Origin of the sequence: Mucilaginibacter sp. Mucisp86 (genome assembly GCF_047324315.1) — a bacterium.
In the GTDB taxonomy this organism is placed as follows: Bacteria; Bacteroidota; Bacteroidia; order Sphingobacteriales; family Sphingobacteriaceae; genus Mucilaginibacter.
This window is the reverse complement of record NZ_CP168503.1, coordinates 1,137,321-1,153,175: the sequence shown is the minus strand read 5'-3', so window position 1 is coordinate 1,153,175 and position 15,855 is coordinate 1,137,321. Positions and strand designations below refer to the sequence as shown.

Here is a 15,855-nt window from a genome sequence, read left to right as displayed (position 1 = left end):
ATTATTTTCCCTCCGCCTGCAATTTCTTAATAATCCCCGTCCCCACAGTATCTGTACTTTCTGCTGCATTGGATAATACAACCACTGCCAGCTTTTTATCGGCATTAAAAGCTAAAAAACTGCTGCTGCCGTATGTGCCTCCGTTATGGAAAATGTATTCAACGCCATCAACTAAAATAATATGCCAGCCAAGAGCTATTTTGGCATCCTTCCTGTAAGTTATTTGATGGGTAAGTTCAAAGGCCTTTGATAGCTTATCAGCGCCACTGATCATGTTGGCCTTTGCATATATCAGCAGATCATTTACCGTTGAATGCAGGGCTCCGCAGGCAGCAAGAACGTTAAAATCCCAGGCTACTGTTGCATCACCGTACTGGCTGTATACTTTAGTAAAGTGAGAGAGTTGTAAAGCGCTTAAATGTTGTACCGTATTTTTCATCCCTAACGGACTGCAAATCACTTCCTGCACCATCTGATCAAATGTTTTACCGCTTACCTGCGATAATATTGTCCCTAATAAACCTACTCCTAAATTGGAATATGCATATTGCTCGCCCGGCTTGCTATTGAGTTTGCAGGTTTTCAAATAGCTGTATAACAATCGCTTATTATAACTTTTATAAGGATTAGCCGCACTGGCCGAATCGAACTGAAGGTTTTCAGGGATCCGGGCCAACCCGGATGTATGATTGCTTAAGGTTTGGAGGGTTACGGCGTTTAATGCTGCATTGGTTTTTACCGAATCGGGCAGGTATTTGGTGATTGGGTCGGTTAGTTTTACTTTACCCTCATTGGCGTAATAGGCCAATAGAGTGGCTGTAAATGTTTTGGTGATGGAACCGATCTCGAAAAGTGTATTCGCTGTTGGCAGTTGATTATTGCCGCGTGCCGTTTCGCCATAGTTATATATACTGGTCTGCCCGTCTTTGAATACACCTATACTTAGACCCACGGTGTTTGCTTTTTGAATGTACGGACGGGCAATTTCATCCACCTGTTTATCCATCGTATTGAGCAGTTTGTTGGATGTGGGTACCTGTGTGGTTTTATCCGCAGTAACATCTTTAAAGGGCTGAAACAGGAAGAGTTCTATCTTATTACCTGCGTCGAGGCTCATGAGCAGTTGCAGCGTTACAGACTGAAATACCAGCTTATACGTGCTCACTTTGTTATTAACAAAACTGATAACGGTTGAGCCCTTGATCTCATTTAAAGGAAATAATTGTTGCTCGCTAAGGCTTCGGAACTGCCCTGCACTTACCGCATGCCTGAAGTTTGGGCCGGTTAAGGCGTAAATAGAGTCGGCTTGCTTGGTGTTGAAGAATTTTTTCACCAGCACAAATACCGAGTCGGTTTTATATTGCTGATGGCTTTGGGCGAAGGTGATGCCCGGGGTAAATAAAAGTAAGATAAAACAGAACCTTAATTTCATGAAAAGTAATTTCGTGTTATATTGAAATGTCATTTAGTCTTTAGTCAGAAGTAAAAGGAATTAGACTTACGACTAAAGGCTATTGACTTTAAATATCCTGGTAATCTTTGGCAAAGTAGTTATTGGCCAAAGGATCGGTTAAGCGTATAAAGCGTTTTTCGTTGTATTTCCATTTCATGCGAAATATCATAACGGCAATACCTGCTCCAATTATATAATTGTAACCAATAAAAGCAAACATATCTATTGGTTCGGCAAGAAGGGCGTGGAAGTCGGTTTTTCCGCTCAACGTAAACCAGATCATACTGCTTATAATAGATAAAGCTAAACCGGCAATAAATCCACCATCGATAATGCAATAGTTCCAAATACCACGCTTGCGGGCGTGTTCCCATTTTTTTACAAAGCTGATATTCTCCATATCTTCTTCGGTGAGACCTTTGGCCTTAAGTTTTTCGGCCTGGGTTAGTTTGTACTGATAGCGATAATAGCCCTGTATAAACGAGAATGGGAAAAATAAAAGGAAAATAAGGTTGTCATTGTCGTAAATATACAAGGCGACGATAACAGCAAGATAAACCAACTGAGTTTTATAAGTATGTTTCAGATATGTTTTAAAATCAAATTTCATACCTGAAACATGCTGTTATATGGTTGGTGTTTGACCGGCCAGCAGGTAAAGCACTGCCATACGTACGGCTACACCGTTTTCTACCTGGTCGAGAATGATAGATTGCTTGCTGTCGGCCACATCGCTGGTGATTTCCACGCCGCGGTTGATAGGGCCGGGGTGCATAACGGTGATTTCTTTATCTAATGAATCGAGAATGGTTTTGTTAAGACCGAAAAGCATAGTGTATTCCCTAAGTGAAGGGAAATACTTGATGTCCTGACGTTCCAACTGAATGCGGAGCATATTGGCTACATCGCACCAATTAAGTGCTTTAATAAGGTTATGTTCAACCTTTACACCCAATGAACCGATATATTTAGGGATCAACGTAGTTGGTCCGCAAACCATTACTTCGGCACCCAATTGTTTAAGACAAAGGATATTGGAAAGCGCCACGCGCGAGTGCAGGATATCGCCCACAATCACCACTTTTTTGCCTGCCACGTCACCATATTTTTCGCGGATAGAAAAGGCGTCAAGCAAAGCCTGGGTAGGGTGTTCATGCGCGCCGTCACCCGCGTTCACGATCTGTGCCTTTACGTGTTTCGACAGGAAGATGCCCGCGCCGGCATAGGGGTGTCGCATTACCACCATATCAACCTTCATAGCCAGGATGTTGTTTACCGTATCAATCAGCGTTTCGCCCTTGCTTACCGATGATGATGATGCCGCAAAGTTGATCACATCGGCCGAAAGTCTTTTTTCGGCCAGCTCAAATGATAAACGGGTACGGGTTGAATTTTCAAAGAAAATATTGGCAATGGTAACATCCCTCAGCGATGGCACTTTCTTGATCGGTCGGTTTAAAACAGATTTAAAAGTGTCGGCAGTTTCAAATATCAGCTCAATATCTGCCCGGTTCAAATCTTTTATACCCAATAAGTGTCGTGTGCTCAGTCCTGCCATGTTATTTTGATTTCGGATTTCGGATTTTCGATTTCGGATTTTTTATTTTTTGATTTTCGAATGCCGAATTTTTATTTTTTTATTTCTGATTTGCTTAATCGTTGTTTTTCTTTTGCTGTTTTGCCTATTGCTGTGAATATAGCAGTAAGTTCATTCGCTTCTTTTTTAAGCAGAGGTAAGGTTATTGAGCTTATCAGTCCAGATTCTTCCATTAATTCTAACCAGTAAACTGATTCATCGGCTTCTTCTTCAACAATCACAATCTTATTTATAAAGTCAGCCGTCGATTTTCCACGGCATGCTGATCTGTAATTTGCTCCAACAGATGTCGAACTTCGTAATAACTGATGTGTTAAAATATCAAGTGAACGCAAACGAGGCGCTGTTTCAACAAACTTAATAACGTCTATTGAAAATTTTTTTGTTCTTTGCTTTAGCTCGTTCTTATCCATTATAAATTATCAAATCAAACATTCTTAATTAAGTAAATCCGAAATCGAACATCCGAATTCCGACATTAAAATAAATCCGAAATCGAACATCCAAATTCCGAAATCATTCTGAAACCAGCACTATCTTGTCTTCCCCATCCGTATCTTTCCAGCTTACCACTACTTTTTGCGACGCGATAGAATCAACCTCGATGCCCACATAATCTGCTGATACCGGGATGTGACGAGAGTAGCGGCGGTCGACCAAAGCCAGCAGCTCGATCTTCTCTGGCCTACCAAATGCCTGCATAGCATCCATCGCTGCGCGGATGGTGCGGCCGGTCCACAGCACGTCGTCCATCATGATCACTTTTTTACCTTCGATAATAAAATCTATTTTGGTTTGATTAGGTACCAGTTGTGATTCGCGGCGACGAAAATCGTCGCGGTAAAAGGTAATATCGAGGTCGCCCTGTAGTATGGTTTTACCCGGAAGGATTTTTCTTAATTCTTCGGCTACGCGTTTGGCTAAATAAATGCCGCGTGGCTGAATACCAATTAATACCGTATTTGAAAAGTCGTTATGATTTTCAATTAACTGGCGACATAAACGTTGTATGGTGATTTGAAACTTTTGTCCGTCGAGCAGTGTTAGATTTTGCATCGTATGGGTGGATTTGGGCAAAAGTAATAATTTGTTTTGAGTTTTGGAGGATGAGTTTTGAAAGTGGAGTTTAGTCGCAACTCTTTTTTAACAGGCGCTCTTCACGGCGTCATTGCGAGGTACGAAGCAATCCCCTACGTACAGAGTCGCTTTTATGGCCGCCCTGTAAAGTTTGCGATTGCTTCGAACCTCGCAATGACGGGTGGGAGTCGGGAATGAGGGATTACTCTGATAGCTTTTTCAACGCTTCCATCGCCCTGTCTGCGTCCTTTTTAGCTACAAAAATATGGTCATGATAATAGGCTGCCACCACATTACAGCTGATATTTTCTTTTGTCAGCACGGTTGCAAATGCTGCAGTAAGCCCGGTTGCTTCTAATGATGAATGGATAGTTAATGTGATCCAGGTGGCAACGTAACTATATTCAAGGTTTAACTTATCGGCGGTTTCTTTTTTGAGGATGAGGGTTATGGCTTCCTGTTCTTTGACAAAGGCAATGATGTCATCGGTATTGATGCTATTCAAAGATGTTGTTGTGCAATAAACATAATCATCTTCATTGAGCATGGGTGTCATGTTTTTGAGCAGGGTATTGAGGTTGGTTTCTCCGGTGGGCATATTCAAATATATAAAAACAAAATCGCGCTTGTTTAAAACGAGTGCGTAACCTGGGTTTGCGTTTGTAACGTAAAGGCGATGCAATCGCCAAGCCATATTAAGCGCTCGTTACAAACGAGCGCAAGTGAAAATTTCTAAAAAATGCCCCAACAAAAAAGCCTCCCGATTTATCGGGAGGCTTGTATAAAGTGTTAAGCTAAAATTATGCTTCTTCTTCAGAGCTGTTAGCAGCAGGTGCAGCCTTGCGGGCTTTGTTTTCAGCACCTTCCATTTGCTCTTTTAATTGAGCTAATACGCTAAGATCGCCTAAAGTTGATTTTTCAACAGAATCTTTCACTTTTTTCACCGCGTTAGTAGCAGCTTTTGCTTCTTTTTTGCGGTTTTCAAATTCCTGTACGCGGGCATCAGCGCGGGCTTCTTCCCAGATACGTGAGTGTGAAATAACGATACGTTTGTTTTCTTTGTTAAATTCAATGATTTTGAATTCAGCAGCTTCTTCAGCTTTTAAGCTCTTACCGTCTTCTTTAACCAGGTGTTTGGTTGGCGCAAAGCCTTCAACACCGTAAGGTAAAGCAACGATAGCACCTTTGTCAGTTACTTTGATAACAGTACCTTCGTGGATCGAGTCGATAGTGAAGATAGTTTCAAAAGTATCCCAAGGGTTTTCTTCAAGCTGTTTATGGCCTAAGCTCAGTTTGCGGTTTTCAACATCAAGTTCAAGTACAACCACGTTTAATTTTTCACCAACTTTAGTGAATTCGTTAGGATGGTTAACTTTTTTAGACCAGGAAAGGTCAGAGATGTGGATTAAGCCGTCGATGCCGTCTTCCAGTTCAACAAACACACCAAAGTTGGTCATGTTTTTAACTGTAGCTACGTGCTGAGTACCAACTGCGTACCTTTCAGCAGCGTTTTGCCATGGATCAGGAGTTAATTGTTTAACACCTAATGACATTTTGCGCTCTTCGCGGTCTAAAGTCAATACTTGAGCTTCGATCTCGTCGCCAACTTTCAGGAATTCCTGAGGGTTGCGCAGGTTTTGTGACCATGACATTTCTGATACGTGGATCAAACCTTCAACACCAGGGATGATTTCAAGGAATGCGCCGTAATCAGCAACGGTAACGATTTTACCTTTAACTTTTGAACCAACCTGAATGTCTTCAGAAAGGCTTTGCCAAGGGTGAGGGGTTAATTGTTTCAAGCCAAGAGCGATACGTTTTTTCTCGTCATCAAAGTCAAGCACAACAACGTTGATTTTTTGATCCAATGATAAAATTTCGCGTGGGTGCTCAATACGGCCCCATGAAATATCTGTAATGTGAAGTAAGCCGTCAACACCACCAAGGTCAATGAATACACCAAAGTCGGTAATGTTTTTAACGGTACCTTCCAATACCTGACCTTTTTCAAGGCGGGCAACAATTTCAGTTTTTTGGTTTTCCAGATCGTCTTCGATAAGCACTTTGTGCGATACCACAACGTTCTTGAATTCGTGGTTGATTTTAACAACTTTGAATTCCATAGTTTTACCTACATACACATCGTAATCCCTGATAGGTTTGATATCGATCTGTGAGCCAGGTAAGAAGGCTTCAACGCCCATAATGTCAACAATTAAACCACCTTTAGTACGGCTTTTCACAAAACCGGTGATGATTTCATCGTTATCAAGGGCTGAATTAATGCGCTCCCATGATTTTTGAGTTTTTGCACGTTTGCGTGAAAGCACTAACTGACCGTTAGCATCTTCCTGCGACTCAACAAAAACGTCAACTTTGTCACCGATCTTCAGATCTGGTGTGTCACGGAATTCTGATACTGATACTAAACCGTCTGATTTGAAACCTACGTTAAGTACAACATCTTTGTTGTTAACGTTAACAACAGTACCGGTGATGATTTCGCCTTTGGTGATAGAGCTGAAAGTTCCATCATACAATTTCTCAAATTTCTCACGGTCGTCATCGCTGTAGTTACCAAATTTTTTGTCGTCAGCATCCCAGTCAAAATCTTCGGCTGGTGTAGCGGCGATCTTTGATTTGATCTCTTCAATAGATATTGAATCAGCTTCTGATTCAATTGTTTCTTTTTCGCCAGACGCTTTAACTGTACCCAGTTCAGCTTCTTTCGCTTTTAATTCTTTTTCTGCTTCTTGTTTTTTTGCCATTAAATAATTTTTCTCCTTTTCCCAATTTGTTAATTGGGACTGCAAAGGTACGGATATATTTTATTGAAAAAAGAAATTTTTTAATGTTAATTGCTTATATTTTAGGTGTTTTTATGAGTTTTTTGGCAGATTAAGCGGGTAGGAGTTAAAGTTGAGGGGGATTTTACGCTGAATAAACCATTTGATAACATGCTTTATCTTGTTATCTGTGCTATAAATTAATGAGTTATGACTAAATATTTGCAAAGATCATGGTCTGATCATGAAGATGATATAGACATGGAAAATGTACGAAAAGCCATTGCTGAGACACAAGCGATGGACGACGAACATGGCGCTTTTTGGGTTGGAACAGAAGAGAAGAATATATTTTGGAGACAGATAAATCACTAAATATGATATGTGTAGCAGATAATCAGGAAATAAGATATCAGGCTAAAAGCTGGAATGAAGTTGAGGCTATTTACGAATTGCTTTTAATAGAAGACTTTGATGGTCTCATTAAAGCTATTAGTTGAGTGCTCATTTTTACCCGAGCTTGCCATCTATCTCTTCAAAAATCTGCATAAAATTATTCAGTATTTCTTCGCGGTAGCTGCTTAAGATCTCATCCATGATTACCTCTTGCTCAGGTGTGAATGGATTTTTCCAAACTCGCATGCAGATTCGTTTTAGCGCATAGGCAATCTGATGGGTTTCGGCATAGGTATGCAGGTACTGGCTTTTTTTAAACCCTTCGTAAAATTTAAAGAAAACGGCAGTATCCTCAAGCCCGGCAAAAGTTAAAAAGCTTCTTATTTTATCGTCCTTGCAGCCATCTAAATGATCGTAAAATTCAGTAACGCTTATTTTACCTGTGGTTAACAGCAGGTTGTCAATAATTAGTTCAAGTGCAATATGCCCTAAAAAAAATGGTTTTACGGGCGAGCCATGCAAGGCTGGCGCCAATAACTTTTTTAGCTCATGCGAACGGGTGGTGAAAAAGACGGATGAGTGAAAATACCGGTCTACATCAAGGTGTTTGTTCCATCCGGCTATGATTGAATTAACCTCGTTATCAGTGTGGTGCAATTTTTCGGGATGAAGGATGATGTTTTTATCGGCATTTTTCAACAGGTCGGGCAGTACTGTTCCCAGCACGTGGTAGCAGTTGGTAGTATCCCTGTCGAAATAAAAATGCGATAAAAAATTCATAAGCCTTGCCTTGCAAAATACCCGGTTTTGCTCAAGATACAAAATATAAGTAATTATTTGAAACAGATTTTACCTGTAGTTAACCTGTATAAACACGAATACTCTTCAAGTTGACATTAATTAAATCGAATTGCACGAATTTGAAATGGATGTCTTTGTAGTTCGTGTAATTCGATTTAATTAATGAAAATTAGTGTGTCAATTTCATTTATATTTGCACCTTTTTGAAACAGAACTTGATATGAACTTTGTTGAAGAATTACGCTGGCGCGGCATGCTGCATACCGAAATGCCCGGAACCGAGGATATGTTAAATAAAGGTATGGCTTCGGGATATATCGGGTTTGATCCAACTGCCGATTCATTGCACGTTGGTCACCTTACCCAGATCATGACCCTGATCCACTTTCAGCGTGCAGGTCATAAACCTTATGCCTTGGTTGGCGGTGCTACCGGCATGGTGGGAGATCCTTCAGGTAAATCGGCCGAGCGTAATTTATTATCAGAGGATGTGCTTCAGCATAACCTGGAGGCAGTAAAAAAACAGCTTACCCGTTTCCTCGATTTTAATACCGGCGCCAACAGTGCCGAAATGGTGAACAATTATGATTGGTTCAAAAACTTTACTTTTCTTGATTTTATCCGCGATGTGGGCAAACACATTACGGTTAACTATATGATGGCCAAAGATTCGGTAAAGAAACGCTTGGAGGGCGACACCGGTATGTCATTCACCGAGTTTACTTACCAGTTAGTACAAGGTTACGATTTTTACTACCTGTGGAAACACCATAACTGTTCGTTACAAATGGGCGGTAGCGATCAATGGGGTAACATTGTTACAGGTACTGAACTTATTCGCAGGAAAGACAGCGGTGAGGCTTTTGCCCTAACCACTAATCTGATCAAAAAAGCCGATGGCACCAAGTTTGGTAAAACCGAAAGCGGAGCTGTTTGGCTTGATGCTGAGCGTACTTCGCCATATCAGTTTTACCAGTTTTGGTTAAATACTACCGATGTTGACGCCAAATCATACATCCGTATTTTTACTTTGCTTGATCGTGAGGTTATTGAAGCAATGGAGGTTGAGCATGATGCCGCACCACACACACGTGTATTGCAAAAAGCATTGGCTAAGGATATCACTATTCGTGTGCATGGCGAAGCTGAATACGAAAAGGCAATAAAATCTTCGGAGTTTTTATTTGGTAATATAGGTATCGAATTTTTAAGCGAGCTGAATGAAATTGAGGTTTTGGGTTTGTTTGCCGGCGTACCTAATTATACAATAGCGTTAAGCGAATTGCAACAAGGCATTAACGCTGCCGATTTGTTAGCTGCAAAAACAGCGGTTTTCGCATCAAAAGGTGAAGCTAAAAAGATGATACAAGGCGGTGGTGTTGCTATTAATAAAGTTAAGATAGGTACTGCTGATGATATTTATAATGCTGATGCGTTGATCGGTGGTAAATTCATCGTAGCTCAAAAGGGTAAAAAGAATTATTTTCTAATAATTGCAGAATAACTCTTACCAGACTTACGAAGTTTCCAAAACTTCGTAAGTCTTAAAATCACAGGTCAATGACTTAATGAACAATGACCCAATGATAAAAAGCGATAGGCTAAAACCTATCGCTTTTTTGTTGGGTTATATTTGAAATGCGACAAATGGTAATTATATTTGTATATATGTCGCATAAATCAAAACCGGATACTAAAAATGAGGTTAATGAACCAATGGCAGCTTATGTTGTTCAGGACGCGATACCTTCGTTTTATAGTTTATTAAATGGTTCAAAATCAGCAAAAGCGTCTTCTGATTTTGATATCATTGGTTTGGCGCGTAAAGGATTTGCTAAAAGTGCCTTGCTTTCCTTCGCTAAAAAGATCTCATTAAATATCCAGGAGCTTGCCAATATATTACATATCTCTGAGCGCACTTTACAACGCTACGAGGATGACGCCATCATCAAAACCGAATACGCTGAAAAGGCTATTGAGCTTGCGCGGCTTTATACCCGTGGCGAAGAGGTTTTTGAATCGATGGAAAAATTCAAGATCTGGGTGAAAACTCCCTCTGTAGTTTTCAGGGGAGAGGCCCCTGTAACCATTCTGGATACTTCGGCAGGCTTTGATATGGTTTTCAAAGAGCTTGGCCGTATAGAGCATGGCATTTTTGCCTGATGGTGCTTTACCGTATTACCAAATGTAATTATGCTGCCGACCTGAGCGGCACCGGCGCACGTTTGTATGGCGGCCGCTGGAACAGCGAAGGCAAACCCATGTTATACCTTGCTTCATCACGCTCCTTAGCTGTGCTTGAGGTGCTGGTTCACTTAGATCCGCTAATAATTCCGGGTAATTATTGTCTCGCGGAGGTTGAGGTACCGGATGATAAAATAACCACAGTAAATATTGAACATTTACCTAACGATTGGCGGGATATATCCGGTTCTGTAGTTTTGCGTCAGCTTGGCGATGTTTTTTTGAAGAAACAGGAGCATTTATTGATGAAAGTTCCGTCGTCAATTGTTCCGTCCGAATTTAATTATCTGCTTAATCCTTTACATCCTGATGCCTTTGATGTGAAACTTTTAAAAAGAGAGCCTTTTAGTTTTGACAGGCGACTTCTTTAAGTTAGTCATTAGGGCATTTGATAAATCGTCATTAGGTCATTTTTTGCGAAGCTTTTGACCGTTGATTTAATGACAAAAAAGCTATGGATGTTGATCCGTTCCCAACCCAACTGGCGCGAGTATACAATGTTGGGAAAAGCGTGGCGTACTCGTGACTTTTAATCAAGATATAAGCTAGGCGGTAATAAAAAAATGTCTGAACCTGGATTTATTCGATTCATAGGATTATCGGATTTTAACAAACAAGACAAGAAAACCCAGGTATAAAAAAGCTGTCTATCCGAAAAATTACCCCAAATCAGGTTAAAAACAAAAAAACGCCCTCCGGTTATCCGAAGGGCGTTTTTATATCTAAAATCAGCAATTATAATTTGCCAATTTCCTGAACAAGGTCGATCAGTTTGTTTGAGTAACCCCACTCGTTATCGTACCAAGATACAACCTTAACAAAGTTATCATTCAGACCGATACCGGCTTTAGCGTCAAAAATTGAAGTGCGTGCGTCACCTTTAAAGTCTTCAGATACAACTTCGTCTTCAGTGTAACCAAGGATGCCTTTTAATTCGCCTTCAGAAGCTGCTTTCATAGCTGCTTTGATGGCTTCGTAAGATGCACCTTTTTTCAAACGTACAGTTAAGTCAACTACAGATACGTCGGCAACCGGTACACGGAAGCTCATGCCTGTTAATTTACCTTTTAACTGAGGTAAAACTAAACCAACCGCTTTAGCTGCACCTGTTGATGAAGGAATGATGTTTTGGTAAGCACCACGACCGCCTCTCCAATCTTTTGCAGATGGGCCGTCAACTGTTTTTTGAGTTGCAGTAACAGCGTGTACAGTAGTCATCAAGCCTTCTTCGATACCGAAGCTATCGTCCAATACTTTAGCGATAGGAGCTAAACAGTTGGTAGTACATGAAGCGTTTGAAACGATGTTTTGATCGGCTTTTAATGCTTTGTGGTTAACACCCATTACAAATGTAGGGGTATCATCTTTTGCAGGGGCGCTCATTACTACTTTTTTAGCACCGGCGTCGATGTGTTTTTGAGCAGTTTCCTGAGTTAAGAACAAACCGGTTGATTCAATTACAACCTCAGCACCTACTTCATTCCATTTAAGGTTAGCAGGGTCTTTTTCGGCAGTAACGCGGATGGTTTTACCGTTAACAACCAAATGACCGCCTTCAACAGCAATGGTACCTTTGAACTGACCATGGGTTGAATCGTATTTTAACATGTAAGCCATGTAATCTGGCTCAACAAGGTCATTAATACCAACAACTTCAATGTCTGGTCTTTCAATTGCAGCCCTGAATGCCAGGCGGCCAATACGGCCGAAACCGTTAATTCCTATTTTCATGATTTTTTAATTTTTACTTGAATAGTAGGTTAATAAATTATTTATGGGTTCTTTAATTATGTTAGTGATTTGCAGATCAGCTTCGGCGGCAGCTTCATACAAGTGTTCCTGAAAATTAAAAGCAACGGAGCCTGCAAAGTGAACAGACGTACCCGGGTGTTGCTGATATAAAGGTAACAAATATGTAGAAATTAGCTTGCTAAATCCTTTTTTTATGACGTTTTGCAGATGATGATCGTTCTTGTTATCGAGGTAAAAATCGGTAAAAGAGCTTAAAAATAAAGCAGGTTGCTTTTGGCGATAAACCTTTTCGAGCAGGTTTTTACGGTCGGCATCATACTTGTGAATAAACTTTTTGCGGATGGATGGGGGCAGGGTATCGTTCATGAACTCCTTGATGAGCTGCCTGCCCAGCCAGTTGCCCGATCCTTCATCGGCAAGGATATAACCTAAGCCGTAGTTATTGGGCCAAACGCGTTTACCATCATACCAGGCGGCGTTGCTGCCGCTGCCGCAAATGCTTATAATGCCCGGCTCGTTTTTACAACAGGCAATGGCAGCCCCGGCAATATCATGTTCAATGGATATTTTGCCGAATTTGAAAAATGTTGAAAAAGCGTTGTGTACTATCTTCTTCCGTTCGTCTGACGATGCGCCCGCGCCGAAAAAGAAAATACGTTTTATTTCTTCGGCGTGGTGTATGAGATTGATGTTTTTATTGAGCAGTTGAAGGATGTGCTTCTCGTCGTTAAAATAGGGGTTAATGCCATTGGTTTTAAAGGAAGCAACAGTTCTTCCCTTATCAGTGAGCCTCCAATGTGCAAAGTACGATCCGCTATAAACAACTGCAATCATTAATAATCTATATCGATAATATATCCATCATTTGTAAAAGATCTTCCTCAAGCTTAAACTCATGCTGGTTAAGTGCTGCTTCAAGGTCTGTCATCAGGATATGATTTGCCTGCAAACCTACCATTTTTTGTGATTCGCCGGCAATCAAAGCGTTAACTGCTGCAAAACCAAGCCTGCTGCCCAAAATGCGGTCAAAGCTTGATGGTGCACCGCCCCGTTGCAAGTGGCCTAAGATAGTAACTTTTATATCGTAATTCTTAACTTCTTGTTGCACAGCTTTTGCCACGCCATAAACACCGCCGTTTTTATCGCCTTCGGCAACAATTACAATGCTCGATGATTTCTTGTTCATGTGGCCTTCTTTAAGGTTGGCAATCAAATCATCAATGGCAGTAGCACGCTCGGGCAATAAAATAGCCTCGGCACCGCATGAAATGCCGGCACGTAAAGCGATAGCGCCCGAATCGCGGCCCATTACCTCAATAAAGAAAAGGCGGTCGTGCGCATCGGCAGTATCGCGGATTTTGTCGATAGCCTGGATAACGGTATTGGTAGCGGTATCAAAACCAAGGGTATAGGTTGAGCCGCAAAGGTCATTATCAATAGTACCCGGAACGCCCATCACAGCAATGTCGGGATATTTGCGCGAAAAGCGCAGGGCACCGGTAAAAGTACCGTCGCCGCCAATAACAACAAGGGCATCAATGCCACGGGCTTTAGCGTGTTGGTAAGCCTGCTCCATGCCTTCGTCGGTTTTAAAAGGCAGGCAGCGTGCGGTTTTTAAAATGGTGCCGCCAAGGTTAAGGATATTACTTACCGAGCGTCTGTCCATCTCGTACATGTCGTTGTCAATAAGGCCTTTATAACCTTGCCTTATACCTACAACTTCCAGTCCGTTATATAGTGCAGTTCTAACTACGGCACGTATACAAGGGTTCATTCCGGGGGCATCACCACCTGAAGTTAAAACCCCAATTTTTGATATTTTACGCATCTTTCACTCCTTAAGTTTACGGTACGAAGATACTGTGTGTAAATTACACCATTAAATTTTATTTATTTTTTTTTGGATTAGAGATTAAGGTATATATTTAAACTTATTAACTAAATCTCACCAATAGTTTGGAACTAATGTTACCCAAGTTTGATTCCGTATTCTCGATTGACTGCGTGATATTCGGCTTTGAAGCCGGCGAGCTTAAAATTTTGCTTATAGAAAGGAACGAGGAGCCGTATAAGGATTGGTTGGCGCTGCCCGGCTATATTGTTGAGCAGGACGAAAGCATTGATGATGCAGCCGAGCGTATATTATACGAATTAACAGGCTTGCGCGATTTGCACATGCAACAGTTCCACACCTTTGGCGAGGTAAATCGTCACCCGCAGGGCCGTGTAATTACGGTTGCCTATTATGCGCTGATCCGTATAAACGGACAAAAAGAGTTACGCCCGGTAACGCAATATGCCAAAAAAGCGTTCTGGCACCCGGTAAGCGAGCTGCCTAAACTGGCGTTTGACCACAGCGAGATTTTCAAAACTGGCTTTAATAAAATAAAACGCCGTTTGCACTACCAGCCAATAGCGTTTGAATTATTACCTGAGAAATTTACCCTTACACAACTACAGTCGCTTTACGAGGCTGTGTTAGATAAAAAGCTGGATAAACGTAACTTCCGCAAAAAAATGCTGAGTTACGGCTTTTTGAAAGAGCTGGATGAAAAACAGAAAGGTGTATCCTACCGTGCTGCCAAGCTGTATAAGTTTGATAAACGTAAGTACGGCAAGATTTTTCAGGGAGAGATGAATTTGGTGTAAGTCTTAAGTCCGGAAGTCGGAGGTCTGAAAGTCAGAAGATAAGTCGGGACGTTTACAATAGAATAAAAAAAAGAGGTCGAAATTTCAACCTCTTTTTTTATTCTATCTTTCGGATTTTCCGACTTTGGACTTGCGACTCTCTTCTATTATAAAGAAGAAGGTGCTAATTCCAAATGGTATTTAACCAGGTTATCTATAGGCGAGCGGATGATGTTGCCAACAACCATGCCGTTTTCGGTAACTACCTCTTCCAGTACGTTGCGGAAGTTATAGCCTACCGAACCAATGCAGTTGAAGGTATATTTTTGATAATCAGGGTAGTGGGTTACCAGGTTACGGAAGAAATCTTCGAACGAGGTACGTACCAGGTTGCGTGAATATTCGATGTGTACGTTGTTATCGTAAACAAATTTGCTGAAGCTTGCGCAAAAACGGTTTGCACGTGGCTGGGTATAAACCTGCTCGTTAATATCATCAGGAGTAAGTTTGTAAGTTTCCCAGAAAAGGGCACGTACAGGCTCCGGCATGTAGCCGCGCAGGTAATCAGTTAGCAGCTTTTTGCCGATGTAGCAACCACTGCCTTCATCCCCCAAAATGTAAGCGCCCGAATCAATATTGTGTACAACTTCTTTACCATCATAAATGCAGGTATTGGTTCCGGTACCTAATATAGCGGCAAACCCTTCGGTGTTGCCAAGCAGGGCACGTGCAGCAGCAAGCAGGTCATGACCAATATTAACCTTTGCGCCAACGAAAACCACTTTCATAGCTTCCTCAACAATCTTACGCATTTCGGGGGTTGAGCAACCGGCACCGTAATAATTTACCTCGGTGATCTGATTTTTTTCAAGATCGGTAGGCAGGCTCTCGTTCAGTGACTGTATAATATACTCTGTACTTGAAAAGTATGGGTTGTAACCCTCGGTATTGAAGTAAACTTTTTTTCCCTCTTCGGTAACCAGGCACCAGTTTGTTTTGGTTGAGCCACCGTCAGCAATTATGATCATAAATTTTTGTTTTTTTAAAAATCGGATAAAAGTAGGATTAACTTATTGTAAAAAAAACACTTTGTATTTCAAAAATTGAAAATTGCGATTTTT

17 protein-coding genes are annotated in these 15,855 nt (G+C 41.2%); 5 read left to right on the top strand and 12 right to left on the bottom strand.

The genetic code is table 11. The features are described 5' to 3' along the window. Position 1: 1 nt before the first annotated feature. The 7 genes from ACEN9X_RS04705 to rpsA all read right to left on the bottom strand — a co-directional run bounded on the left by ACEN9X_RS04705 (position 2) and on the right by rpsA (position 6,895). Positions 2-1,432 (bottom strand): serine hydrolase domain-containing protein, encoded by a 1,431-nt coding sequence (locus ACEN9X_RS04705; RefSeq protein ID WP_413669312.1) that lies wholly within the window; start codon positions 1,430-1,432, stop codon positions 2-4. Between the two features lie 88 nt (positions 1,433-1,520). Continuing rightward, positions 1,521-2,063, bottom strand: a complete 543-nt coding sequence (locus ACEN9X_RS04700) for a hypothetical protein (protein ID WP_413669311.1) — start codon at positions 2,061-2,063, stop codon at positions 1,521-1,523. 15 nt (positions 2,064-2,078) lie between these two features. Next, positions 2,079-3,011 (bottom strand): aspartate carbamoyltransferase catalytic subunit, encoded by a 933-nt coding sequence (locus ACEN9X_RS04695; protein WP_091163068.1) that lies wholly within the window; start codon positions 3,009-3,011, stop codon positions 2,079-2,081. A gap of 71 nt (positions 3,012-3,082) precedes the next feature. Beyond that, complete coding sequence (locus tag ACEN9X_RS04690) at positions 3,083-3,463, bottom strand: four helix bundle protein (RefSeq protein ID WP_413669310.1); 381 nt, start codon at positions 3,461-3,463, stop codon at positions 3,083-3,085. A gap of 103 nt (positions 3,464-3,566) precedes the next feature. Beyond that, positions 3,567-4,106 (bottom strand): bifunctional pyr operon transcriptional regulator/uracil phosphoribosyltransferase PyrR, encoded by a 540-nt coding sequence (pyrR, locus tag ACEN9X_RS04685; protein ID WP_413669309.1) that lies wholly within the window; start codon positions 4,104-4,106, stop codon positions 3,567-3,569. 223 nt (positions 4,107-4,329) lie between these two features. Further along, positions 4,330-4,725: an ACT domain-containing protein gene (locus ACEN9X_RS04680; RefSeq protein WP_413669308.1), complete on the bottom strand. Its 396-nt coding sequence runs from the start codon at positions 4,723-4,725 to the stop codon at positions 4,330-4,332. 202 nt (positions 4,726-4,927) lie between these two features. Further along, complete coding sequence (gene rpsA, locus ACEN9X_RS04675; protein WP_413669307.1) at positions 4,928-6,895, bottom strand: 30S ribosomal protein S1; 1,968 nt, start codon at positions 6,893-6,895, stop codon at positions 4,928-4,930. A gap of 228 nt (positions 6,896-7,123) precedes the next feature. Between rpsA and ACEN9X_RS04670 the strand changes: the two genes are divergently transcribed. Next, the gene (locus ACEN9X_RS04670; RefSeq protein WP_413669306.1) at positions 7,124-7,288 is read left to right on the top strand and encodes a hypothetical protein; all 165 of its coding nucleotides are present in this window, start codon (positions 7,124-7,126) and stop codon (positions 7,286-7,288) included. Between the two features lie 135 nt (positions 7,289-7,423). Here the strand turns inward: ACEN9X_RS04670 and ACEN9X_RS04665 are convergent, their stop codons facing one another. Next, positions 7,424-8,089, bottom strand: coding sequence for a hypothetical protein (locus tag ACEN9X_RS04665; RefSeq protein WP_413669305.1), 666 nt, complete (start codon positions 8,087-8,089; stop codon positions 7,424-7,426). A 241-nt stretch (positions 8,090-8,330) separates the two neighbouring features. On the opposite strand from ACEN9X_RS04665, the gene tyrS reads away from it, so the two are divergent. The 3 genes from tyrS to ACEN9X_RS04650 all read left to right on the top strand — a co-directional run bounded on the left by tyrS (position 8,331) and on the right by ACEN9X_RS04650 (position 10,725). After that, positions 8,331-9,614 carry a tyrosine--tRNA ligase gene (gene tyrS / locus ACEN9X_RS04660; protein ID WP_413669304.1) on the top strand — a complete coding sequence of 428 codons (1,284 nt, stop codon included), beginning with the start codon at positions 8,331-8,333 and terminating at the stop codon, positions 9,612-9,614. A 164-nt stretch (positions 9,615-9,778) separates the two neighbouring features. Beyond that, positions 9,779-10,273: an antitoxin Xre/MbcA/ParS toxin-binding domain-containing protein gene (locus tag ACEN9X_RS04655; RefSeq protein ID WP_413669303.1), complete on the top strand. Its 495-nt coding sequence runs from the start codon at positions 9,779-9,781 to the stop codon at positions 10,271-10,273. Next, positions 10,273-10,725: an RES family NAD+ phosphorylase gene (locus tag ACEN9X_RS04650; RefSeq protein WP_413669302.1), complete on the top strand. Its 453-nt coding sequence runs from the start codon at positions 10,273-10,275 to the stop codon at positions 10,723-10,725. Before ACEN9X_RS04655 ends, ACEN9X_RS04650 begins: the two co-directional genes overlap by 1 nt. A 364-nt stretch (positions 10,726-11,089) precedes the next feature. On the opposite strand, the gene gap is transcribed toward ACEN9X_RS04650, so the two are convergent. From gap to pfkA, 3 genes are read right to left on the bottom strand one after another with little or no spacing between them, the layout of a single operon-like run. Further along, positions 11,090-12,085 carry a type I glyceraldehyde-3-phosphate dehydrogenase gene (gene gap, locus ACEN9X_RS04645; RefSeq protein WP_413669301.1) on the bottom strand — a complete coding sequence of 332 codons (996 nt, stop codon included), beginning with the start codon at positions 12,083-12,085 and terminating at the stop codon, positions 11,090-11,092. A 6-nt stretch (positions 12,086-12,091) separates the two neighbouring features. Next, positions 12,092-12,940: a hypothetical protein gene (locus tag ACEN9X_RS04640; protein WP_413669300.1), complete on the bottom strand. Its 849-nt coding sequence runs from the start codon at positions 12,938-12,940 to the stop codon at positions 12,092-12,094. A 7-nt stretch (positions 12,941-12,947) separates the two neighbouring features. Next, on the bottom strand, positions 12,948-13,934 hold the full coding sequence (gene pfkA, locus ACEN9X_RS04635) for a 6-phosphofructokinase (protein ID WP_413669299.1): 987 nt from the start codon (positions 13,932-13,934) through the stop codon (positions 12,948-12,950). Between the two features lie 128 nt (positions 13,935-14,062). Between pfkA and ACEN9X_RS04630 the strand changes: the two genes are divergently transcribed. Then, the gene (locus tag ACEN9X_RS04630; protein ID WP_371328320.1) at positions 14,063-14,755 is read left to right on the top strand and encodes an NUDIX hydrolase; all 693 of its coding nucleotides are present in this window, start codon (positions 14,063-14,065) and stop codon (positions 14,753-14,755) included. A 146-nt stretch (positions 14,756-14,901) separates the two neighbouring features. Here ACEN9X_RS04630 and ACEN9X_RS04625 read toward each other — a convergent pair whose 3' ends face one another. Next, positions 14,902-15,762: an N-acetylglucosamine kinase gene (locus ACEN9X_RS04625; protein WP_112567531.1), complete on the bottom strand. Its 861-nt coding sequence runs from the start codon at positions 15,760-15,762 to the stop codon at positions 14,902-14,904. Positions 15,763-15,855 lie beyond the last annotated feature (93 nt).

What these genes read in the sequence shown, in the direction of transcription:
- pfkA (WP_413669299.1), bottom strand. Translation starts at nt 13,934, where the DNA reads ATGCGTAAAATATCAAAAATTGGGGTTTTAACTTCAGGTGGTGATGCC.
- ACEN9X_RS04650 (WP_413669302.1), top strand. Translation starts at nt 10,273, where the DNA reads ATGGTGCTTTACCGTATTACCAAATGTAATTATGCTGCCGACCTGAGC.
- ACEN9X_RS04680 (WP_413669308.1), bottom strand. Translation starts at nt 4,725, where the DNA reads ATGCCCACCGGAGAAACCAACCTCAATACCCTGCTCAAAAACATGACA.
- gap (WP_413669301.1), bottom strand. Translation starts at nt 12,085, where the DNA reads ATGAAAATAGGAATTAACGGTTTCGGCCGTATTGGCCGCCTGGCATTC.
- ACEN9X_RS04665 (WP_413669305.1), bottom strand. Translation starts at nt 8,089, where the DNA reads ATGAATTTTTTATCGCATTTTTATTTCGACAGGGATACTACCAACTGC.
- ACEN9X_RS04670 (WP_413669306.1), top strand. Translation starts at nt 7,124, where the DNA reads ATGACTAAATATTTGCAAAGATCATGGTCTGATCATGAAGATGATATA.
- ACEN9X_RS04705 (WP_413669312.1), bottom strand. Translation starts at nt 1,432, where the DNA reads ATGAAATTAAGGTTCTGTTTTATCTTACTTTTATTTACCCCGGGCATC.
- ACEN9X_RS04655 (WP_413669303.1), top strand. Translation starts at nt 9,779, where the DNA reads ATGTCGCATAAATCAAAACCGGATACTAAAAATGAGGTTAATGAACCA.
- pyrR (WP_413669309.1), bottom strand. Translation starts at nt 4,106, where the DNA reads ATGCAAAATCTAACACTGCTCGACGGACAAAAGTTTCAAATCACCATA.
- ACEN9X_RS04690 (WP_413669310.1), bottom strand. Translation starts at nt 3,463, where the DNA reads ATGGATAAGAACGAGCTAAAGCAAAGAACAAAAAAATTTTCAATAGAC.
- ACEN9X_RS04640 (WP_413669300.1), bottom strand. Translation starts at nt 12,940, where the DNA reads ATGATTGCAGTTGTTTATAGCGGATCGTACTTTGCACATTGGAGGCTC.
- ACEN9X_RS04695 (WP_091163068.1), bottom strand. Translation starts at nt 3,011, where the DNA reads ATGGCAGGACTGAGCACACGACACTTATTGGGTATAAAAGATTTGAAC.
- ACEN9X_RS04700 (WP_413669311.1), bottom strand. Translation starts at nt 2,063, where the DNA reads ATGAAATTTGATTTTAAAACATATCTGAAACATACTTATAAAACTCAG.
- tyrS (WP_413669304.1), top strand. Translation starts at nt 8,331, where the DNA reads ATGAACTTTGTTGAAGAATTACGCTGGCGCGGCATGCTGCATACCGAA.
- ACEN9X_RS04625 (WP_112567531.1), bottom strand. Translation starts at nt 15,762, where the DNA reads ATGATCATAATTGCTGACGGTGGCTCAACCAAAACAAACTGGTGCCTG.
- rpsA (WP_413669307.1), bottom strand. Translation starts at nt 6,895, where the DNA reads ATGGCAAAAAAACAAGAAGCAGAAAAAGAATTAAAAGCGAAAGAAGCT.